Origin of the sequence: Bacillus sp. S2(2024) (assembly GCF_050474045.1) — a bacterium.
Taxonomy (GTDB): Bacteria; Bacillota; Bacilli; order Bacillales; family Bacillaceae_G; genus Bacillus_A; species Bacillus_A yunxiaonensis.
This window is the reverse complement of the sequence record NZ_JBFLUS010000003.1, coordinates 2,162,822-2,181,369: the sequence shown is the minus strand read 5'-3', so window position 1 is coordinate 2,181,369 and position 18,548 is coordinate 2,162,822. Positions and strand designations below refer to the sequence as shown.

The 18,548-nt window shown below is 34.9% G+C and carries 23 protein-coding genes; 21 read left to right on the top strand and 2 right to left on the bottom strand.

What is annotated here, in order from left to right; translation table 11 throughout:
• The first annotated feature begins 19 nt into the window (after nucleotides 1-19).
• The 20 genes from AB1284_RS10915 to AB1284_RS10820 all read left to right on the top strand — a co-directional run bounded on the left by AB1284_RS10915 (nucleotide 20) and on the right by AB1284_RS10820 (nucleotide 16,152).
• Entirely contained in the window at nucleotides 20-1,189 is a 1,170-nt protein-coding gene (locus AB1284_RS10915) for a phage portal protein (protein WP_429749443.1), read from the top strand.
• Nucleotides 1,182-1,754: an HK97 family phage prohead protease gene (locus tag AB1284_RS10910; protein WP_429749444.1), complete on the top strand. Its 573-nt coding sequence runs from the start codon at nucleotides 1,182-1,184 to the stop codon at nucleotides 1,752-1,754. The genes AB1284_RS10915 and AB1284_RS10910 overlap by 8 nt, the downstream gene beginning before the upstream one ends.
• Nucleotides 1,747-2,910, top strand: coding sequence for a phage major capsid protein (locus AB1284_RS10905; RefSeq protein WP_429749446.1), 1,164 nt, complete (start codon nucleotides 1,747-1,749; stop codon nucleotides 2,908-2,910). The genes AB1284_RS10910 and AB1284_RS10905 overlap by 8 nt, the downstream gene beginning before the upstream one ends.
• A 17-nt stretch (nucleotides 2,911-2,927) precedes the next feature.
• Nucleotides 2,928-3,107: a hypothetical protein gene (locus AB1284_RS10900; protein WP_429749447.1), complete on the top strand. Its 180-nt coding sequence runs from the start codon at nucleotides 2,928-2,930 to the stop codon at nucleotides 3,105-3,107.
• Nucleotides 3,100-3,393 (top strand): hypothetical protein, encoded by a 294-nt coding sequence (locus AB1284_RS10895; protein WP_429749448.1) that lies wholly within the window; start codon nucleotides 3,100-3,102, stop codon nucleotides 3,391-3,393. Before AB1284_RS10900 ends, AB1284_RS10895 begins: the two co-directional genes overlap by 8 nt.
• Complete coding sequence (locus AB1284_RS10890) at nucleotides 3,380-3,724, top strand: phage head closure protein (RefSeq protein ID WP_429749449.1); 345 nt, start codon at nucleotides 3,380-3,382, stop codon at nucleotides 3,722-3,724. Before AB1284_RS10895 ends, AB1284_RS10890 begins: the two co-directional genes overlap by 14 nt.
• Entirely contained in the window at nucleotides 3,717-4,073 is a 357-nt protein-coding gene (locus AB1284_RS10885) for an HK97 gp10 family phage protein (RefSeq protein ID WP_429749451.1), read from the top strand. Before AB1284_RS10890 ends, AB1284_RS10885 begins: the two co-directional genes overlap by 8 nt.
• A complete protein-coding gene (locus AB1284_RS10880; protein ID WP_429749453.1) occupies nucleotides 4,070-4,399 on the top strand; it encodes a hypothetical protein in 330 nt (109 codons plus the stop codon). The genes AB1284_RS10885 and AB1284_RS10880 overlap by 4 nt, the downstream gene beginning before the upstream one ends.
• Before the next feature lies 1 nt (nucleotide 4,400).
• On the top strand, nucleotides 4,401-4,976 hold the full coding sequence (locus tag AB1284_RS10875) for a major tail protein (RefSeq protein ID WP_429749454.1): 576 nt from the start codon (nucleotides 4,401-4,403) through the stop codon (nucleotides 4,974-4,976).
• A gap of 4 nt (nucleotides 4,977-4,980) precedes the next feature.
• Nucleotides 4,981-5,334 (top strand): hypothetical protein, encoded by a 354-nt coding sequence (locus AB1284_RS10870; protein ID WP_429749457.1) that lies wholly within the window; start codon nucleotides 4,981-4,983, stop codon nucleotides 5,332-5,334.
• Nucleotides 5,335-5,604: 270 nt separating this feature from the next.
• Complete coding sequence (locus tag AB1284_RS10865; protein WP_429754296.1) at nucleotides 5,605-8,937, top strand: DUF2207 domain-containing protein; 3,333 nt, start codon at nucleotides 5,605-5,607, stop codon at nucleotides 8,935-8,937.
• Between the two features lie 11 nt (nucleotides 8,938-8,948).
• On the top strand, nucleotides 8,949-9,818 hold the full coding sequence (locus AB1284_RS10860) for a phage tail family protein (protein ID WP_429749459.1): 870 nt from the start codon (nucleotides 8,949-8,951) through the stop codon (nucleotides 9,816-9,818).
• A 2-nt stretch (nucleotides 9,819-9,820) separates the two neighbouring features.
• Nucleotides 9,821-10,921, top strand: coding sequence for a siphovirus ReqiPepy6 Gp37-like family protein (locus tag AB1284_RS10855; protein WP_429749461.1), 1,101 nt, complete (start codon nucleotides 9,821-9,823; stop codon nucleotides 10,919-10,921).
• On the top strand, nucleotides 10,918-11,925 hold the full coding sequence (locus AB1284_RS10850; protein WP_429749463.1) for a hypothetical protein: 1,008 nt from the start codon (nucleotides 10,918-10,920) through the stop codon (nucleotides 11,923-11,925). Before AB1284_RS10855 ends, AB1284_RS10850 begins: the two co-directional genes overlap by 4 nt.
• 2 nt (nucleotides 11,926-11,927) lie before the next feature.
• On the top strand, nucleotides 11,928-13,445 hold the full coding sequence (locus AB1284_RS10845; protein ID WP_429749464.1) for a hypothetical protein: 1,518 nt from the start codon (nucleotides 11,928-11,930) through the stop codon (nucleotides 13,443-13,445).
• A 5-nt stretch (nucleotides 13,446-13,450) separates the two neighbouring features.
• A complete protein-coding gene (locus AB1284_RS10840; RefSeq protein ID WP_429749466.1) occupies nucleotides 13,451-13,825 on the top strand; it encodes a hypothetical protein in 375 nt (124 codons plus the stop codon).
• Nucleotides 13,825-14,061, top strand: a complete 237-nt coding sequence (locus AB1284_RS10835) for a hypothetical protein (RefSeq protein ID WP_429749468.1) — start codon at nucleotides 13,825-13,827, stop codon at nucleotides 14,059-14,061. The genes AB1284_RS10840 and AB1284_RS10835 overlap by 1 nt, the downstream gene beginning before the upstream one ends.
• Before the next feature lie 129 nt (nucleotides 14,062-14,190).
• Complete coding sequence (locus AB1284_RS10830) at nucleotides 14,191-14,655, top strand: phage holin family protein (RefSeq protein ID WP_429749469.1); 465 nt, start codon at nucleotides 14,191-14,193, stop codon at nucleotides 14,653-14,655.
• On the top strand, nucleotides 14,655-15,488 hold the full coding sequence (locus tag AB1284_RS10825) for a M15 family metallopeptidase (protein WP_429749471.1): 834 nt from the start codon (nucleotides 14,655-14,657) through the stop codon (nucleotides 15,486-15,488). Before AB1284_RS10830 ends, AB1284_RS10825 begins: the two co-directional genes overlap by 1 nt.
• A 103-nt stretch (nucleotides 15,489-15,591) precedes the next feature.
• A complete protein-coding gene (locus AB1284_RS10820; protein ID WP_429749473.1) occupies nucleotides 15,592-16,152 on the top strand; it encodes a hypothetical protein in 561 nt (186 codons plus the stop codon).
• A 59-nt stretch (nucleotides 16,153-16,211) separates the two neighbouring features.
• Here the strand turns inward: AB1284_RS10820 and AB1284_RS10815 are convergent, their stop codons facing one another.
• Complete coding sequence (locus AB1284_RS10815; RefSeq protein WP_429749475.1) at nucleotides 16,212-16,496, bottom strand: hypothetical protein; 285 nt, start codon at nucleotides 16,494-16,496, stop codon at nucleotides 16,212-16,214.
• 12 nt (nucleotides 16,497-16,508) lie between these two features.
• Nucleotides 16,509-17,894 (bottom strand): pre-toxin TG domain-containing protein, encoded by a 1,386-nt coding sequence (locus AB1284_RS10810; RefSeq protein WP_429749477.1) that lies wholly within the window; start codon nucleotides 17,892-17,894, stop codon nucleotides 16,509-16,511.
• A 266-nt stretch (nucleotides 17,895-18,160) separates the two neighbouring features.
• Here AB1284_RS10810 and AB1284_RS10805 point away from each other — a divergent pair, with 266 nt between their 5' ends.
• Nucleotides 18,161-18,538 (top strand): hypothetical protein, encoded by a 378-nt coding sequence (locus tag AB1284_RS10805; protein ID WP_429749479.1) that lies wholly within the window; start codon nucleotides 18,161-18,163, stop codon nucleotides 18,536-18,538.
• The last annotated feature ends 10 nt before the right edge of the window (nucleotides 18,539-18,548 follow it).

Genomic DNA, 18,548 nt, shown 5'->3' with positions numbered 1-18,548 from the left:
GTGGAAGGAGGTGTAACCTTTGAAATTTTGGAGAAAGAAAAAAACACGTTCATCTGTTACGATTCCATTTGCAATTGGTGACGTTGAAACAGTTGGCTATACAAGGCTTTCGGATAATCCAGACGTATTAATAGCAGTAGATAAAATTGCGGATTTAGTTTCAAATATGACCATTCATCTCATGGAAAACACCGATGAAGGTGATAAACGTTTGCGAAATCAATTGTCTAGGAAGATAGATATTGAACCACATCGAAATATGACGCGTAAGAGCTGGATTTATAAGATTGTCAGCGACTTATTACTTCATGGCGATGGTAATTCTATCGTCCACATTGGTATTGATCCAAAAACGACTTTGATTAATGATTTAACGCCATTTCAAATGCAAGCTGTGAGCTATGAAGATGTGGAGGGCAACTACCTCATCAACTTCAACGGCACAACATACACGCCAGACGAGGTGATTCACTTTGTAATTAATCCTCATCCGAATTATCCATATCGAGGGACCGGGTACAAAGTGGCGTTAAAAGAAATTGTTAAAAATTTAAATCAGGCTACAAAAACAAAGAATAACTTTATGAGTGGTAAATATATGCCATCACTTATCATTTCTGTGGATGCCATGACAGAAGAACTTTCTAGTAAAGAAGGTCGGGAAAATATCATGGCTAAATATTTTGCGGAGACAGAAGGCGGCAAGCCTTGGATTATTCCAGCTGATTTAATCAAAGTTGAACAAGTTAAACCTTTATCACTAAAGGATATCGCCATTAATGAAGGTGTTGAATTAGATAAGAAAACTGTTGCTGGACTCTTTGGGATTCCGGCTTTTTTCTTAGGTATTGGTGAGTTTAACAAAGAAGAATATAACAACTTCATTAATACTCGTATTTTCTCGATAGGACAAATCATATCGCAAACATTAACACGTGATTTATTATTCAGTCCGAATTGGTTCTTTCGCTTAAATCCACGCAGCTTGTATTCATATGATTTAAGTGAAATGGTGACAGCTGGTACACAAATGGTTGACCGTAATGCAATGAGAAGAAATGAATTACGTGATTGGATTGGACTAGATCCTGATAAAGAAATGCAAGAACTTATCATTTTAGAAAACTATATTCCAGCTAACAAGATTGGTAGTCAAAACAAATTGAAAGGTGGTGATAACAATGGATAAACGTCATATGCATTTCACTTCCGAGTTAAAAACAAGGGCTAGTGAAAATGAAAATGAAGCTGTGATTGAAGGCTATTTTGTTGTTTACAACCAAGAAACAGAATTATGGCCAGGAGCATTTGAAGAAGTTGCACCGGGAGCATTTGGAGCAAGCTTACGTAGCAATGACATTATGTGCTTGGATAATCATGATTCGAGAATGGTTTTAGCAAGCATTGGAAGCAATACGCTTGAATTAAAATCTGATAATCATGGATTATGGGGACGAGCAATCATTGATTTAGAAGATCCAAATGCAAAAAGTGCATATCGAAAAGTGCAGACAGGTAAAGTGCGTGGTTGTTCATTCGGTTTTTATCCAACAAAAGAAGAACAAATTACACGCGATGATGGAACAATGAAATGGAGAATCACTGAAGCTGAATTACATGAAGTTTCAATTACTGCATTTCCGGCATATCCACAAACAGATATTGCAGCACGACAAAAAGATGTTGAAAGTATTAAAAAACAAAAGTTAGAACAAAGAAAAAAACAATTAAAGGAGCGATTAACCAATGCCTAATCCAGTATTAATTGGTGCGAAATTAAACATGAAACGTAATTCCTTATCATCTGTGGAAGGAAAACTAACTGAATTACTTGCAAAACGTAGTGAACTAGAAGCTTCTATTGATGGCATCGATAATGAAGAAGATTTAACAGTGCTTGAAGCAAATATTAAAGAAAATGATGATGCTATTACTTCCGCAGAAGATGAAAAAACGACATTAACTGAAGAAATCGAGGAACTTGAAAAGGAACTGGAAGCATCTAATCGTAAATCACCAAACAAAGGAGCGAAACGAAATATGCCAAAACAAACTGAAACACGCGAAGCAATTAATGCTTATGTGCGTACTAAAGACCAAACACGCGCTGGATTCACATCTGTGGAAGGTGGAGCATTAATTCCAGAAGAGTTATTAGCTCCAAAGAAAGAACTTGTTGATACAGTCGATTTAACACAATATATTCGTACGATTTCAGTAAATCGTGGTTCTGGTAAGTATCCAATTATCAAAAAATCAAATGGAAAAATGGTTTCTGTTGCAGAACTTGCGAAAAATCCGGAGCTTGCAAAACCAACTTTTGAAGAAGTGACGTATGATATCGCGACATACCGTGGTTACATTCCTGTTTCTCAAGAGGTAATCGATGATGCAGATTATGATATCACGGGTTTAATTGCAGAAGATATTCAAGATCAAGATTTAAATACAAAAAATGCTCAAATTGCAGCTATTTTCAAATCAGCAACGGCTAAACCTGTTACTGGACTAGATGGAATTGTTACTTTATTAAATACTGGATTTAAAAATGTATACAATGTAAAAGCCTATGTATCATCATCACTATTTAACGCATTGGACCTATTAAAAGATAAAAATGGTCGTTATTTATTACAAGATGATATTACTGTTGCATCCGGTAAACGTATTAAAGATAAAGAAGTAGTTGTTTTAGATGATGATATCATCGGAACAAAAGTTGGTGACTTAGTTGGTTTCGTAGGAGATGCTAAAGAGTTCTGTACTTTATTCAATCGTAAACAAGCTTCTGTTAAATGGATTGATAATGACATTTACGGTCAATTATTAGCTGGTTTTGTACGCTTCGATGTTAAAAAAGTTGATGCGCAAGCTGGATATTACATCACATATACACCAGCTGGAGTATAAGGAAAGGGTGATTATAAATGACTAAGTATGTAGTCTTAGAAGATTTTACAGACTTACAAGATGAGAATCATGTTTATCGCAAAGGAGATCATTATCCCCACAAGGGACGAGCTAAGAAAGAACGAGTAGAAGAACTTTCTGGGAGCGAAAACCTTAGAGGTGAGCCTTTAATCAAGGAATTAGAAGGCAATGAATGAGAAAGTAAAATCTACTCTATTAAATCTATTAAAACTTGATTTAGGCATCACTCACGATTTGAGGGATGCTTATTTTAATAATTTATTAGTTAGTTCACAAAATGAGATTGAGAGAACAGGAATTGTATTAGACTTTGAAAACATCGATGATCAAATGTTAACTGTTGATTATGCAGCGTGGTCCTATCGAAATAGGCAAGAGGATACACCTTTATCTCGAAATCTACAATTGAGAATTAATAATAGAGTTATCAAGAAGGCGGGGATTACTAATGCCGTCACTTAAATCCAGTGTAGGAAATTCGAAGCGCATATCATTAGATGATGTGTGCTTTTTGATTTCTCCAAAAATAATTAATGATGATCTTGGCCAGGCAATCGTAGATGGTGAAGAAGAAAGGCAAATTTTTTGTTCTAAATTAAGCATTACTCAATCAGAGTTTTATTCGGCAGGACAATTGAATCGTAAACCACAAATCATGCTGGTGGCAGATTCAGATGAGTATGACGAAGAAGAAAAATTGAAATATGAGAAAAAGAAATATTCCATTTACAGGACATTTATGCGATCAGATGGTCTTACAGAACTGTACTGTGAGGTGAAAGCTAGTGACTAGTATTAGTAACTTAGCTAATGAAATCGCTAGACAAGTAGAGATGTATACAAAAGAAGTTCAAGAAAAAGTTGAAGAAGCAAAGGTTGAAGTTGCCCAAAATGCTGTTAGTGAATTGAAATCAAAAAGTCCTAAACTTAGTGGTAAATATAGTAAAGGATGGAGAGTTAAGAAAGTTGGTAATGATGTTGTTGTTCATAATGCAACAAACTACCAACTAACGCACTTGCTTGAATACGGACACGTTAAAAAGAACGGCGGCCGCGTCGCTGGAAAACCACATATTAGACCAGTTGAACAAGCAGCTATAGAAGAGTTTACAGCGAAGGTAGAAGGAGCAATAAGAGGATGACGCTTGCTGAATTAAAAAAGATACTTGATGCCACGGGATATCCGGTGGCTTATTCGCATTTCACAGGAACAACTACTAATCCTGTACCAACTCCACCTTATATTACGTATTTAGTCGCTTACTCATCAAACATTATTGCTGATAACAAGGTACACAAGAAAATAGACAATCTCCAAATTGAACTATACACAATAAAAAAAGACTTAACAGCTGAAAGTAAACTCGAAACTGTTTTAGAACAAAACGAGATAGTTTGGCAATCAACAGAAACCTTTATAGAAAGTGAAAATTTATTCCAAAAAAATTATGAAGTGAGGTTAATTTAATATGGCTGAAAACAAAGTAGTATTTGGTTTAAAGAATGTTCGCTATTCTGTAATTACAGAAGATGCCACAGGCAAACACACATATGGAACACCTTCTCCATTACCTGGTGCGGTGGAAATGAAGCTAGATCCAAAAGGAGAACAAACAGACTTCTATGCTGATGATAGTAATTACTATACAGAGTCGAGCAATCAGGGTTATGAAGGGACTCTTACTATTGCTAGAATTACAGAGGCATTTCGTACAGAAGTCCTAGGAGAAGTTTTAGATTCTGTTGATAAAGTAATCACAGAAAATGCTAACGCTAAAATTAAGAAAATCGCTCTTATGTTTGAGTTTGATGGTGATGTGAAAGCTACACGTCATTTGCTATATAACGTATCTGTTTCCCGACCTGGTGCATCTTCTTCAACGAAGAGTGATAAAACAGAACCGAATACAACTGAGCTATCATTCGTTGCAGCGCAACGTCCATCTGATGGAGCCGTAAAAGTATCAACAACAGCAACTACAACTTCTGCTATTTATGATGCTTGGTATACAAAAGTGTATGAAAAATCAGTACAAGGAGCCTAATTAGATGGAAAAAACAATAGTAATTGATGATAAAGAGGTTAGATTTAAGTCTACAGGTGCAACTCCTATACGCTTTAAAGCACAATTCTGTAAAGATTATTTTGCGGAAATAATGAAATTAAGCAGCCTTGATATGCTAAGAAATTTAAATTCTGAGAATATAAAATCTGCTGACTTAGATGGTTTAGATTTTGAGATATTTTACGAGATTGCATGGACCATGGCAAAAACTGCAGATAATAGTATACAAGACCCTATTACATGGTTAGATACTTTCGAGGTATTTCCAATGCTTGAAATTATTCCAGAATTAATGGACATGATTATGTCATCCATTCAATCTAAAAAAAAGATGTAAACGATAAGCAAGGAAATGACAGTGGTGAAGAATTCACAACCGAAACATTCCTTGCTTTATGTTACGCATGTAAGTTAACAAGGGATAATTTAGAGGACATGACAATTGGAATGTGTCTGGACTACATTTCAGAGTATATGGAATTGAAAAATCCACAAAAAGAGAAAGCAAAAGTAAGAACAGCGAATCAAGATGATTTTGATTTATTCTAAAACGACTACCAGCTAGTATTGGTGGTCGTTTTATTTTTTGTTGAAAGTTGGTGAATGCATGGATAAATCCATAAAAGGTATTACGATAGAACTTGGAGCAGATACAACCAGTCTTGGTGATGCATTAAAAGATATAACCAAACAATCTGTTTCTTTATCACAAGAATTGAAACAGGTTGAAAAGGGTTTAAAGTTTGATCCTGGTAATGCTGAACTAGTTGCACAAAAACAGCAGATATTAGCCGAACAAGTGGCTACAACTACTGAAAAATTGAACAAATTAAAAGATGCGCAAGCTCAAGTTGAACAAAAGTTTTCAGAAGGCAAAATTTCTGCTGAACAATATAGAGCATTTAACCGTGAAGTTGTTGCAACTGAAACTGCTTTAAAGAGTCTTCAAACTCAAATGAGCGCAATAGAAACGGAACAAGATCAAGCTGCTAAATCCACAAAACAGTTGGAAACACTTTTTGAAGCCACAGGAACCAGTGTAGATAACTTCGCAAGCGTCTTAGGTGGTAGGCTTGTGAATGCCATTAAAGATGGTACAGCAACATCCAAACAACTTGATGATGCAATTAATAAAATTGGTGTGGAAGCATTAGGAACTAAAACGGATTTAGAAAAAATGAAAACCACTTTAGATTCTGTGGATGATGGTAATTCTGTAGAGAATGTAAGAAAAGAATTAGGGAAATTATCACAAGAAGCTGAACAAACTAAAAGTAAAATTAAAGAATTAGATATAGATTTAGAAAATATGTTGGGTGCAGCAATTGCTGGTGGAGGTATATCCGGGGCAATTGAACAAGCACTTGATACTTCAAAGTTAAAGACGAAGATTGATATAACATTTAATGTTCCAGAGGAGTCTAAAAAATCTGTAGAGGAAGCTGTGCGAGGTATTGAAGCATATGGAGTTGATGCTGAAGCCTCTTTAGAAGGTGTAAGAAAACAATGGGCTCTTAATAAAACAGCTTCAGATGAAGCAAATACAGCAATTGTTAAGAGTGCGGCTGTTATTGCTAGTTCATATGATGGAATTGATTTTACTGAATTGATTCAAGAGACAAACGAAATCGCTAGTGAATTAGGGATATCACAAGAAGGAGCCTTAGGTTTAGTTGATGCTCTATTTAAGATAGGTTTTCCACCAGATCAGCTAGATATCGTAGCTGAATATGGGTCGCAATTAACACGCGCTGGTTATAGTGCTGAAGAAGTCCAAGCGATAATGGCGGCTGGAGTCGAAACAGGAACCTGGAATATCGATAATCTCTTAGATGGTTTGAAGGAAGGGCGTATAAAAGCGGCTGAATTCGGACAAGGTGTTGACGATGCTATGAAGCAAACCCTTGAAGGCACTAACATTTCCGCTGAACAGTTGGAAAAATGGGGGCAATCTGTAGCTAAAGGCGGTAAAGAAGGTTCTACTGCTATGACAGAGATTGCTAAAGCATTAGTTAACGTCGAAGATGAAACGAAACGAAATGAGTTAGGGGTAAAACTCTTCGGTACAATGTGGGAAGATCAAGGACAGAACATCACAAATACATTAATTGATGCATCGAATAAAACTATTGATTTTAAGAAAAATCAAGATGATTTAAATGAATCTGTAAAAAAGATGGATGCTTCTCCTGCTGTTAAAATGCAGCAAGCATTCGCTAATTTAAAAATTGCTCTTGAACCAGTATTAGAAGTAGTTACAAGTGTAATAAGTAAATTCGCTGAGTTTATTTCAGAAAATCCAAAGCTCGCAGCAACATTAGCAACAATCGCCACGATAGTCGGAATTGTTGCAGGTGCCGCAATGGCTCTTGCTCCTATTTTCGTAACATTAACAAGTGTAATGACAGCATTAGGTGTAGGAGCTGGTATTGCTGCTGGAATTGTTGCGCTCGTGCCAATTATTATAGCTGCCGTTATCGCATTGGTCGTTGCTATAACCCAAAATTGGGATTCAATCAGAGAATGGACGATAAATACTTGGAATGCTATTGTTGAGTTTCTAACTAATTTATGGAATTCGATTGTGGAAATAGCGACTACAGTTTGGACAGCTATTGTCGAAGCGATAAAAAGTGTTTGGATATCTTTATCTGAATTCTTCACAACATTGTGGACTGGAATAGTAGAATTTTTAATACAGATCTTTCAAGGTATTTCTGATTTGTTTGTTCAAATATGGACTGGTATTTCAGAATTTTTCATGGGAATTTGGAATGGTATCATTGCATTTCTTACACCAATTGTACAAGGTATAGCTTCATTTTTAGAAGCGACATGGAACGTTATTTCAACAGTTGTACAATCGGTTTGGAATTTTATTTCTCAATATTTACAAGCAATTTGGAATGCCATTTTATACTTTGTTAAACCTGTTTTTGAAGATATGAAAAATTTCTTATCTGGAATATGGGATGCTATCAAAACAGCTACAAGTACAGCATGGGATGCAATTAAGCGTTTCTTAGAAACATGCTGGAATGCTATTTCTTCAGTAATGAAGCCTATTTTTGATGCGATAAAAAGCTTTATATCAGATATTTGGGATAAGATTAAATCAACGACAAGTTCTGTATGGGATTCGATTTCTAGCGTTTTAAGTGGCGTTTGGAATGGAATAAAAACAGCAGCTTCATCTGTATTTGATGGAATTAAAACGGTTATTACGACTGTTTGGGATACCGTAAGTAATGCAAGCAGTAATGTTTGGAATGGTATTAAATCAACATTATCAGGCATCTGGGATGGAATTAAATCAGCAGCATCGACTGTTTGGGATGGTGTAAAAAGTGCAATAATGACACCTGTTGATGCAATAGCTTCAGCAGTACCTAAAGCATTTGATGGTATGAAGTCAAGTGCTATTAATGCGTGGGAAGGATTAAAATCTGGAATTAAAGTAGTTATAAACGGAATTATCAGCATAATTAATGCATTTATTGATGGATTTAATACACCAGCTAATCTATTGAATAAAATACCTGGTGTAGATGCGCCAACTATTCCACATGTTCCGATGTTGGCTACAGGTGGTCATGTTCTTGGAGATGGTCAATTCATAGCGGGTGAAGCTGGCCCAGAGTTATTCACTAAAAAGGGAAACAAGGTATCTGTTACGCCATTATCATCAAGAGAGAAATCGTTAGGTATTACTGGCAGTATTAATCAACTAGTTAACGATATGAGAAAAATAATTGGAGATGCGAGTAAAACGATGAGAAGTAACAATAGTATTACTTCAAATCAAAGCATAACAATACCAAACAATACAACTATTGAAAATAACTATAATATGACTTTTAACTCTCCAAAAGCTCTTGATCCATACGAAACGGCACGTATGAATAGAAATGCATTAAGAGAATTAGCGTTGCAAGTGTAGGAGGTGGTTACTTGGAATCATTTAGCCGAAAAGAAAAATTAATATTCGATAATAATCAAGGGCAAACATTTGAAATATCAGTGTTGAGCCCTTTTTTCTTGGATTCAGCAGATGGTTTAGAATCCATGGAAAACTCATTCTATACAACTAAAGGCTATGCTGAAGATGGTGTATCTGTCACAGGGTCTAATGTTAAGGATAGAAATATTGTTATCAAAGGGCGTATTCGCTTTGATAAAGAAATTAATCGCTCAAAGATGATTCGTTTTTTTAATCCAAAACATGACTTTACATTAAAGTATACAAATGGTGAGATTGAAAGATTTATAAAATGTAAGATTGAGAAAACACCTGTGATTAATAAAGAACCATTTCCATCGTTTATGATTTCATTGCTGTGCCCTAAGCCTTGGTGGTATACAAAGGAGATCAAAACAGATATCGCTTTATGGGTAGGGACTTTTGAATTTCCGTTGGAAATACCACAAGATATAGGCATACAGATGGGATACAGGGAACCAAGCCTTATTGTCAATGTTAATAATACAAGTGATAATATCGCGCCTTTAAGGCTCGAATTTAAATCGTTAGGTACATTAACTAACCCTTCTATTATTAATGTTGAAACTCGTGAATTGATAATGATTGAGAAAGAAATGATTGCTGGTGATGTAATCAGCATAAATACCGAACGAGGAAATGAGTATGTGAGACTCACAAGAAATGGAGTCACAACAAATGCATTTAATTACTTGGCATTAGAATCTAATCCACACTTAGCAATAAATGTAGGAGATAATTTATTGCGTTATGACGCAGCAACAAATGCAAATAATTTAGAGGTCAGCATCTACTTCACACCTCAGTATGTGGGGGTGTAATCGTGGAACTTTATGTATGTGATTCAAATTTTAATAGACTTGGTATGGTTGGTAAGTTTTCTTATCTGTTATGGCGAAAACGTTATAGTAAACATGGTGAAGCTGAATTACATGTTGATGCGACTACAGATAATATAAATCTTTTAAGAAAAGGTAATATCTTATTTCGCAAAGATGATAATGAAGCTATGTTTATCTATTATCGTGGGTTTGATGAAGATGATGAAGGAAATGATCAATTAGTTGTTAAATGTTTTTCACTTGTCAGATGGCTAGATAGACGAGTATTGTGGGGAAGGTATAACTATAATGATACACCAGAGAAAATTATTCGAAGCATGATTACGAGTGAATGTATTAATCCAAGTGATAGTAAACGAAAGATAGCGCAAATTCAATTAGCTGCAGCAAAAGGATTTGGAACCGTTGTACAACTACAAGTCTCATATGCTAATTTACTTGATCAAGGTGAAGCGCTTTGTAACACATATGAAATCGGAATAAGATCACAGTTTGATGGTAGAAAGTTGTTTTACGACCTTTACAAAGGGGTAGATCGTACAGTTAATCAAAGTGTAAATCCTCGTTGTATTTTATCAAAAGACTTTTCGAATATTTTAAAACGAAATTTCGAGGAAGCTGACAATGACTTTAAAAACACCTGTCTAGTAGCAGGAGCTGGCGAGGGGATGGCTAGAAAATTTACTAGTATTGAACAAGGAACAGGTCTTGATCGTCGTGAACTATTTGTAGATGCTCGCGATATATCTGATAAAAAGACCGTAAATAATATAGAAGAGTCAATACCCGATGCTGAATACAATTTATTGCTTCGTCAGCGTGGACTAGAAAAACTTCTCGATTATGAGGAGTTTATTTCATTTGATTGTGAGATGGATGTTACAAAAGAAAATACAAAATACGGTCGTGACTTTTTTCTAGGTGACATCATTACAATTCGAGACGACAAGTTAGGGATTATCATGAATAGCAGAGTTGTAGAAGCTGATGAGGTTTTCAAGAAAACAAAAGAGACATTCGTTAAAGTTGGTAAGTCAGTTCCTACACTTACAGAAAAGGTTAGAAAGATGGTGAAAAAGTGATAAAAAGCGGAATATTTAATAGTGTGAATGGTGATAGACGTTACAAAGCGGAAGATTTCGCGGCCTATTTTGCTAGTTTTATAGGTAATGGAGTATTTCCTAATCCAAACACAGGATTTCAAGTAATCGCTAATGGGGATATGAATGTATTGTTAAAAGCAGGACAAGCATGGATTAATGGATATTATATCACGAATACAGATGACTATTTCATGAAGATTGACGTAGCTGACGGTGTTTTGAATCGAATTGACCGCATTGTATTACAACTCAATTACCTAAACAGAAGTATTGCGCCTGTTATTAAAAAAGGTACATTCGCATCAAGTCCTGTTGCTCCAACTTTGAAACGTGATGCCGATGTGTATGAAATAGCGCTTGCTGATATTTATGTAGGTAAAGGTGTACTAAGTATCTCCCAAGCCAATATCATTGATTTACGTCTGAACAAAGACTTGTGTGGAATTGTACATGGAACTGTAGATCAAGTGGATACAACAGCAATTTTCAATCAATTTCAATCATGGTTTGAAATGACAAAACAAAAGAGTGAGACTGATATATCTACATGGACATCTCTCAAACAACAAGAGTTTCAAATTTGGTTTGACAGTGTTAAGGGTACCTTGTCCGGCGATGTAGCCGGTAACTTAGCTAATCAAATTAGTACTCATGAAGCTGATACTACCAAGCATATAACAGCAGCAGAACGAAAATCTTGGAATGAAAAAGAAACCCCTTCTGGTGCGACAGCAAAAGTAGAACAAACCTCGTATAAAACGACAAAGAGCAACAAAGATTCAAACGGCATTTATACAACAGTTGAAAAACGTAGAAAGTCTGACGGAACATTAGCTAAAAAATCTGTTTTAAGTGGTGGTACAAGCCCACGATATACAACAAGAACAATAACATATTACAAACCAGACGGAATCACAGTTGATAAAACAGAAACTTTTTCTCTTACGTATGATGCCGATGATGACTTAGTAAATGAGGTGTAATCATGATTGATATTCGAGAGCATGGTGGTAATTTCGGTGGAGGTAATTTATTAAAGCCTATCGGAAATGAATTATCTTTGTTAGCGGGAAACAATATAAAAAAAGGTGAGTTCGTAGGGTTATATAGTGATATTAACCAGCCTACTAACGCACCTACATTTACTTATATACACACCCCATATGATTATATGTCACCAAATAATTATAGTTTAGATTTTAGTAAATTGTATTCATTAACATCAGATTCAGGAAAAATGATAATGTTAAGAACATATAATGCTTCTATATACGTTTTAAAACCTTATTATGATGCAAATAATAAGTTATCTGCGAAAAATTATGCATTTTCATTTGATGGTATGATTTATTCAGTAACTAAACTAGATGGAAATACATTTGCTATTTTTCATGCAAATAAAACAGATACTTCAACAGGAGTAACAGCAACTATTATTAGAATTGATGATATAACAGGACAGCCAATCCGTATAAAAGATATTGTATTATTTTCAGATATTTACTATAAAACATTTTACTATATTCCAATGAGTGATAATAATTTAACTGGATTTATCATTTATGGTAAAGGGAATAATTCCTATGGATATGGTGATAATACAACTACTTATTATGGAAAAATTTCTGTAAGTTCTGATTTTTCATCTATAAGCATTTTATCGTCTAATAATACGATAAAATATACTCCATCAGAGGCTTATGGTTTTTACTATAATATTCGATATTCAGATGATGGAACGAAGTTATTTTTTATGACAGTTAATGCGGATTATTCTTTAGACTGGAATAATGGCACGCCAATATTAACTGTATTAAAATCAACAGGTGCAACCAATGGATATAGTACGCTTAAATCATTCATTTGGTTTAACGGAAGTAGTGCTTTAACGTTCGATTTTCAAGGTGCTGTATTTAAATATTCGCACAATAAAACAACAAATGAGGTAACTAAAACAACTATAGGAACACCATCAGTGGTTTATAAACTTCTTCTTGGTCAATTAATGGATACTGTAGACAGAAAATATATGACTAAAGGAATTAACGTTTTAAATCCACAAGCAAAAAATATAATAAAACCTGTCGGTAATAATGCTTTTATTACAGTTGCAGGAAATGAAGGTTCGTCATCTCCGCCTACTCAAGTATTTCCGATTATTTATTATTTTAGTTCGGATATGAATTCACTTTTAGCTGCAAAAAGAAGTGTTCAACAGCTAATAAGCTTCAGTGATTATATAGATGGCACTGTTTTTGTAAATATTGATGATAATTTAAAAGCAGAAGTTTTTGGAACACAATATTCTTATTATAGTGGGTCAGGTTCATTTAGAGCTAAAATTTCTGCTGCAGCACAACTTTCTGCTGTTATAAGCCCAGCTATGGTTATATCAAAACCTGATATAATACATGGAATTGCCCTTAAGAACGCAACACAAGGTAGTGCAGTAAAGTGCATTTTAAGTGAAATGATAAATTCAAAGTTTTTATTAGGAGGATGATATTAATGGCAAAAAGTATTCTTATAAATAATGATGGTTTAGTAATTGGATATTCTGACAATATACAAATAATAGATGAAAATACAGTAGCGGTTTCTCCAAATAAGCGATTTGCAAAATCAGCTTATAGCGAAATAGTTGAGGTTATTGATGTTCCGGGGGATTACGAAGATTATAAATATAAGTATAATAAAATAAACGGATTTACTTTAAATGAAAGTTGGATAGACCCTAACTTTGCAGTTGATCCTATTGAAATGCAGAAAAAATTAAGTCAATTATCCGATGAAAATAATTCTTTAAAGAATCAATTAGCTCGAACTAATGCGGATTTTCAGGGATTTATGGACTTAGTATTTAATAGTGGGGTGATTCAATAATGGCAACTATTTACTCATTTCGAACAGGCACATATTCTAGAAATATTTATCTTTACGGTAACACTAAATTTGAAGAGATTGATCAAAACTATATTGAATCGGCTAAACAATATGGAGCTAACAATTTTACTAATGAACAAATTGGCTACGCATTGTCACAAGGATGGATTACTCAGCAAGAATATGACGACACAATGACATATAACAGAGTGCTTAATGTCAAAGTAGGACAATAAAGTGACACAAACACCACATTCAATGTAGGTGTATTTTTTATGCCAAAAACACAACAAAATACGGCATTTAAAACAAAAGAGTGGCTCCGGCTGCTCTTTTTATTTTGAATTGTGGAAGGAGATGAAGCAATGCATGTAACGAAAGATACAGCGATTGTTGGGCCAATTATTGGTTTTCTAGGAGGGTTTATGGATGTTATTTATGGTACGCAAAATTTTTTAATGATTTTAGCGCTCGGAACGGTCATCGGTTTCGACTGGATCACCGGAACAGAAGCCGCACACAAAGATGGAAGTTATGCAAGCAGCTATGGAATCAAAGGAATTAAGCGTACTATCACAATCCTATACATTCCATTCATGGGCCATGTTTTAGACCTGGCATTTGGTTTAGAAGGAGTAATCACATTCTTTAATTTACTTGCTGGTGGGTTGATTTGGCATATCCTTAAAAGCGCCATTGCCAATTGCTCACGCGCGGGTTGGGATAAATGGATTTCTCGAAAAACATTAGAAAAACTTTCTTCTGAAATTGAAGCAAAAACAACTCGTTCAGAAGAACGTAAAAAAGAAATCAGAGGGGATGTTGAATAATGATTTATCATACTCGTAATATGGAAAACTTGGAAAAACTTGCTCCACATACTCGTGCTAAGGCGAAACAATTTTATCAATATTGTCTTGATAATGGTGTAGAAGTTCTCATTTATGAAACACTTAGAACATTAGAACAGCAAAAGAAAAACGTAGCAAATGGCGCTTCTCAAACAATGAAAAGTTATCATTTAGTTGGCCAAGCTCTTGATTTCGTTCCGATTAATTCAAATGGTAAAGAAGATTGGAACGGATATTGGAAAGAGCCTTGGGCTTCTGCAATCAAATATGCGAAACAAGTTGGCTTCGAATGGGGTGGTGACTGGACAGGTGACTTCGTAGACTCTCCGCACCTACAATATAATTATAACGGTTACGGTACAGATACTTTTGGAAGTGGAAATGTAAGTGTAGAACAACCAGCAGAAAGTAAACCAAATCAAGCAAGCGGTATCGGTATTGCAACATCTAAATATCCTGAAGGATACGGAATTAATACTTATTCTGATCCTGTAAATGGAACATACACAGGTACTATCACTGATCCGATTCCTTATTTAATCTTAGCCGGACATTGGTTAGGCGGAGACAATAACATGCTTTGCTTAGGTAATCGTCAATGGGTAAAACAAGAGCATTTCAAAGTGCAATGGTTCTATGCTTACTCCAAGTTCCCTGAAGGATATGGGATTAATACATACGATGCGCCAAACGGAAACTATACAGGGTCAATTTCTTCTACTACCAGTTATGCTATTTGGGCTAGACAAAATGGCTGGCTGTGTTTGGGTAATAATTGTTGGGTAAAAGAAGAGCATTTTAACATTAAATAGACCTATAGATTCATATTATTAGGAAATCCTTATTTCTATTTGTATATCTTCATGTTATGATTTTTCTTGCATGAAAGTTAAGAATGAAAGAGGGTAGCCTGGTATGGATTTTGAATTAAATAGTTTAAAGAATTTTATTCCATTTGGAAGTGCTATAGTTGGTGCTTTAACAGGTGGTTTTGTTACATACAGAGTATCTAAGGCTACAGAAAGAAGACTATTAAGAGAAAAACGTTTAGAGTCGATATTTGAATTAGAGACTACGTTATTAAAACTAGTTGATCCATTGAAGGACATACAAATTGATATATTGGTATGCAGGAGAATGGAGGAAAATGCTAAGAGTGAACAGATATCAGAAATAGTTGGGAAAATGAAATCTTATTTAGGCGAGTTATATAAATTGAGACCAAAATGTTATTCTTATGCAGTACATATAAGCCCAGAAGTGTTAAGGGAATTAAAGAAGATTTACTCGTCAATTATAGAGCAAATTGTTGATAGACTAAATAATTGCAATGTACAATCTAGTGATTGGATGACGAATGAGTATATAAAAAAAATAGAACAAATTGCTTATGTGCTACATTCATTTATCAAATTTTTAAATACACAACAAGAAATCTATGTAAATAAATACATGACAAAACTTTCTAAAATTTAAATCAAAAGTATATTGTTAGTAAATAAAAGAAAACCGCCTATTACGGGCGGTCGATTTTTTTATTTTTCATTCAACATAGTTTCCAAATTATCTAATTCAATCACTAAAGGATCATCGTAGCCTTTTACAAGAGCTGTATCAAGATAAGCTCTTAATGCTCCTTTGACCTTTCGAAATTCTAATTCATCATTAGTACGATTTCCATTTTGTAAATAATTAAGTAAAGTGTCTAAGCGCTTTAATACATTATCATAAAAGGGATGTTCTTCTTCCAGTTTCTTACTCTTTACGATTTGAATGACTACTTCAATTTGATCGGATAATGATTTTGTACTTTTATACATTTATAAGTCCTCCTACTTGCTTGGAATTTTTCTTACCTCTTGTATCCATTCTAAAGGATATCCTAAAGGTAATAATACTTGATCTTCATCACCTTTTAATATAGTTCCAGCCATAGTTTCTTGTTTTTCAGCTCGTCCTATTTGTAATATTGTACCTTTTGGAGCTTTTATGACAGCTTCATATTGTCTTGTGTTTTTCCATTCTGGCAGTAATGCTAAGTCTATTTTAGCTTGAATTTTATTTGAGGCAGGAGCAGTAGTAACAAATGTTCCTCCTGCGTCAGCATGTCCGCCAAATGCTCGATAAAAGGTAACATCTTCTGTGGTTTTCACTGTTCTATAATTGCTATCTTTAAAAGTTGAAGCAAGGCTTCCCGGTATATTTTGTTTTTCAATGTCTATAATTTTATTTTCAATACGTGTAGAGTATTTTGTGGCGTTACGTAGTTGCTCTGCTTTTTTTGCTATATTAACAACTTCAGCTGCTTCAGCAGTCATTTTCACACCTTTACCAACTTTTGCAATCTTTCCGACAGGTGTAAGACCAGCCACTGCCATTCCACCAGCTAAAAACCTGTCCCAAGTAGACAATTTTTCTCCAGTAGATGGATCAACACCATCCCAAGCACGACGAACATCATATTCACCACTTATCTCACCAGCTATATCCCTAGCTAACTTTTTACCATCAAAATCTTTTTTTTTCGATTCTGATGAAGTTTCATCATTTATTGTTTCTTCTCCAGCTAAATCACTATACGCAAGTTTCTCAACTTCACGAGCCTTATCCTCTGTAATCTTTTGAATAGATGCCGTCCATCCCATATTCAATTCTTGTATACTAAATGTACCGCTTGCGACATTAAAACCTTTCCCGCCTTGAACTTGCGCAAGACCTTGCGCGACGCTGGTAGCTAGTTGGAGTGCTGTATCATAGTTACTACTAGAAGTATAATTGAATGCATACAGATGTTCCAACTTTTCTTGAAGCTTTCGTTTCATCGCATAATAGATCTGTAGCATCGCCTGCGTGCCCGGCATGTATGCACTTATTGCTTCCAGCGCTGCTATCTCTTGCTCAAGCTCTCGAATTTGATCTCGTATTTCTTGTTCGATGACATCTGTTGAGGCTACCTGTGATTGAAAGTCATTCGGAAAAGCATCATTTTGACGAATTAGTTCTTCACATAAGTAAATAATCCCTTGCGCTAAAGTACGAAAGGTTTGTGCAAAGAATGTTTTTGCACTGTCGTAAGTTTGTCCTTGCAAAACAGAATCGAAGACAAAAGCGTCAATCGAATTGATGGCTTGTTCCATGCCTTGAATGGTTGCAACGCACAACGCATTCATACTTTGTGATTGAGCTCGCACTTCTCCTAGATACATGTTTAAACTCATGCCTTCACCTCTTGTGCTAATTTTTGACGTTGATGGTGAAGGACAGTTTCTAAACTTTCTACTACTTCCAATTTTTCATGCGTCACTTTTATTTGTACCATGAAATTCACCCTTGTCTAAGTATTTGCCAAGAAAATTATACCATATTAGTAAATAATAGATAGGTAGTTATATTAATGGAAAATTTATACTACATTTACAGCTTGTTAATATTTGTTCGCTAAAATTTTACATGTAACTAATTACAGTAAAAGGAGACGAAACAAATGAATCAAACACAAATGTACGATGTATCCGTATCAGAAGGGCAAGAGTTAATATGGCACATTGCAGAAGTTAAACGTGGTAACAGTACATATCGTTTCGAAATTCATAAAGCTACTGATGGTATCACAGTGTATTTTATTGGTGAAGATCATAGTAGATTCATGATTACTAGTCTTGAAGAAATGCTTATGATGATACCAAACGAGATAGATCAGAAACGTTATCGAAATATAGTAGGTAATGCGGAATGGTTGTTATTAAACGGCATACATGATTATCGTGGTATGACCAAGGAAGAGGTAGCAGCACTTTTATATTTGAAGGAAAATGTGTTAGATGAGATGGAAGCGAGTTTAGAAGAAATAAATGTAAATTAAAACCGCCTTT

What these genes read in the sequence shown, in the direction of transcription:
- AB1284_RS10910 (WP_429749444.1), top strand. Translation starts at nt 1,182, where the DNA reads ATGGATAAACGTCATATGCATTTCACTTCCGAGTTAAAAACAAGGGCT.
- AB1284_RS10905 (WP_429749446.1), top strand. Translation starts at nt 1,747, where the DNA reads ATGCCTAATCCAGTATTAATTGGTGCGAAATTAAACATGAAACGTAAT.
- AB1284_RS10900 (WP_429749447.1), top strand. Translation starts at nt 2,928, where the DNA reads ATGACTAAGTATGTAGTCTTAGAAGATTTTACAGACTTACAAGATGAG.
- AB1284_RS10895 (WP_429749448.1), top strand. Translation starts at nt 3,100, where the DNA reads ATGAATGAGAAAGTAAAATCTACTCTATTAAATCTATTAAAACTTGAT.
- AB1284_RS10890 (WP_429749449.1), top strand. Translation starts at nt 3,380, where the DNA reads ATGCCGTCACTTAAATCCAGTGTAGGAAATTCGAAGCGCATATCATTA.
- AB1284_RS10880 (WP_429749453.1), top strand. Translation starts at nt 4,070, where the DNA reads ATGACGCTTGCTGAATTAAAAAAGATACTTGATGCCACGGGATATCCG.
- AB1284_RS10875 (WP_429749454.1), top strand. Translation starts at nt 4,401, where the DNA reads ATGGCTGAAAACAAAGTAGTATTTGGTTTAAAGAATGTTCGCTATTCT.
- AB1284_RS10870 (WP_429749457.1), top strand. Translation starts at nt 4,981, where the DNA reads ATGGAAAAAACAATAGTAATTGATGATAAAGAGGTTAGATTTAAGTCT.
- AB1284_RS10865 (WP_429754296.1), top strand. Translation starts at nt 5,605, where the DNA reads ATGGATAAATCCATAAAAGGTATTACGATAGAACTTGGAGCAGATACA.
- AB1284_RS10845 (WP_429749464.1), top strand. Translation starts at nt 11,928, where the DNA reads ATGATTGATATTCGAGAGCATGGTGGTAATTTCGGTGGAGGTAATTTA.
- AB1284_RS10840 (WP_429749466.1), top strand. Translation starts at nt 13,451, where the DNA reads ATGGCAAAAAGTATTCTTATAAATAATGATGGTTTAGTAATTGGATAT.
- AB1284_RS10835 (WP_429749468.1), top strand. Translation starts at nt 13,825, where the DNA reads ATGGCAACTATTTACTCATTTCGAACAGGCACATATTCTAGAAATATT.
- AB1284_RS10830 (WP_429749469.1), top strand. Translation starts at nt 14,191, where the DNA reads ATGCATGTAACGAAAGATACAGCGATTGTTGGGCCAATTATTGGTTTT.
- AB1284_RS10825 (WP_429749471.1), top strand. Translation starts at nt 14,655, where the DNA reads ATGATTTATCATACTCGTAATATGGAAAACTTGGAAAAACTTGCTCCA.
- AB1284_RS10820 (WP_429749473.1), top strand. Translation starts at nt 15,592, where the DNA reads ATGGATTTTGAATTAAATAGTTTAAAGAATTTTATTCCATTTGGAAGT.
- AB1284_RS10815 (WP_429749475.1), bottom strand. Translation starts at nt 16,496, where the DNA reads ATGTATAAAAGTACAAAATCATTATCCGATCAAATTGAAGTAGTCATT.
- AB1284_RS10810 (WP_429749477.1), bottom strand. Translation starts at nt 17,894, where the DNA reads ATGAGTTTAAACATGTATCTAGGAGAAGTGCGAGCTCAATCACAAAGT.
- AB1284_RS10805 (WP_429749479.1), top strand. Translation starts at nt 18,161, where the DNA reads ATGAATCAAACACAAATGTACGATGTATCCGTATCAGAAGGGCAAGAG.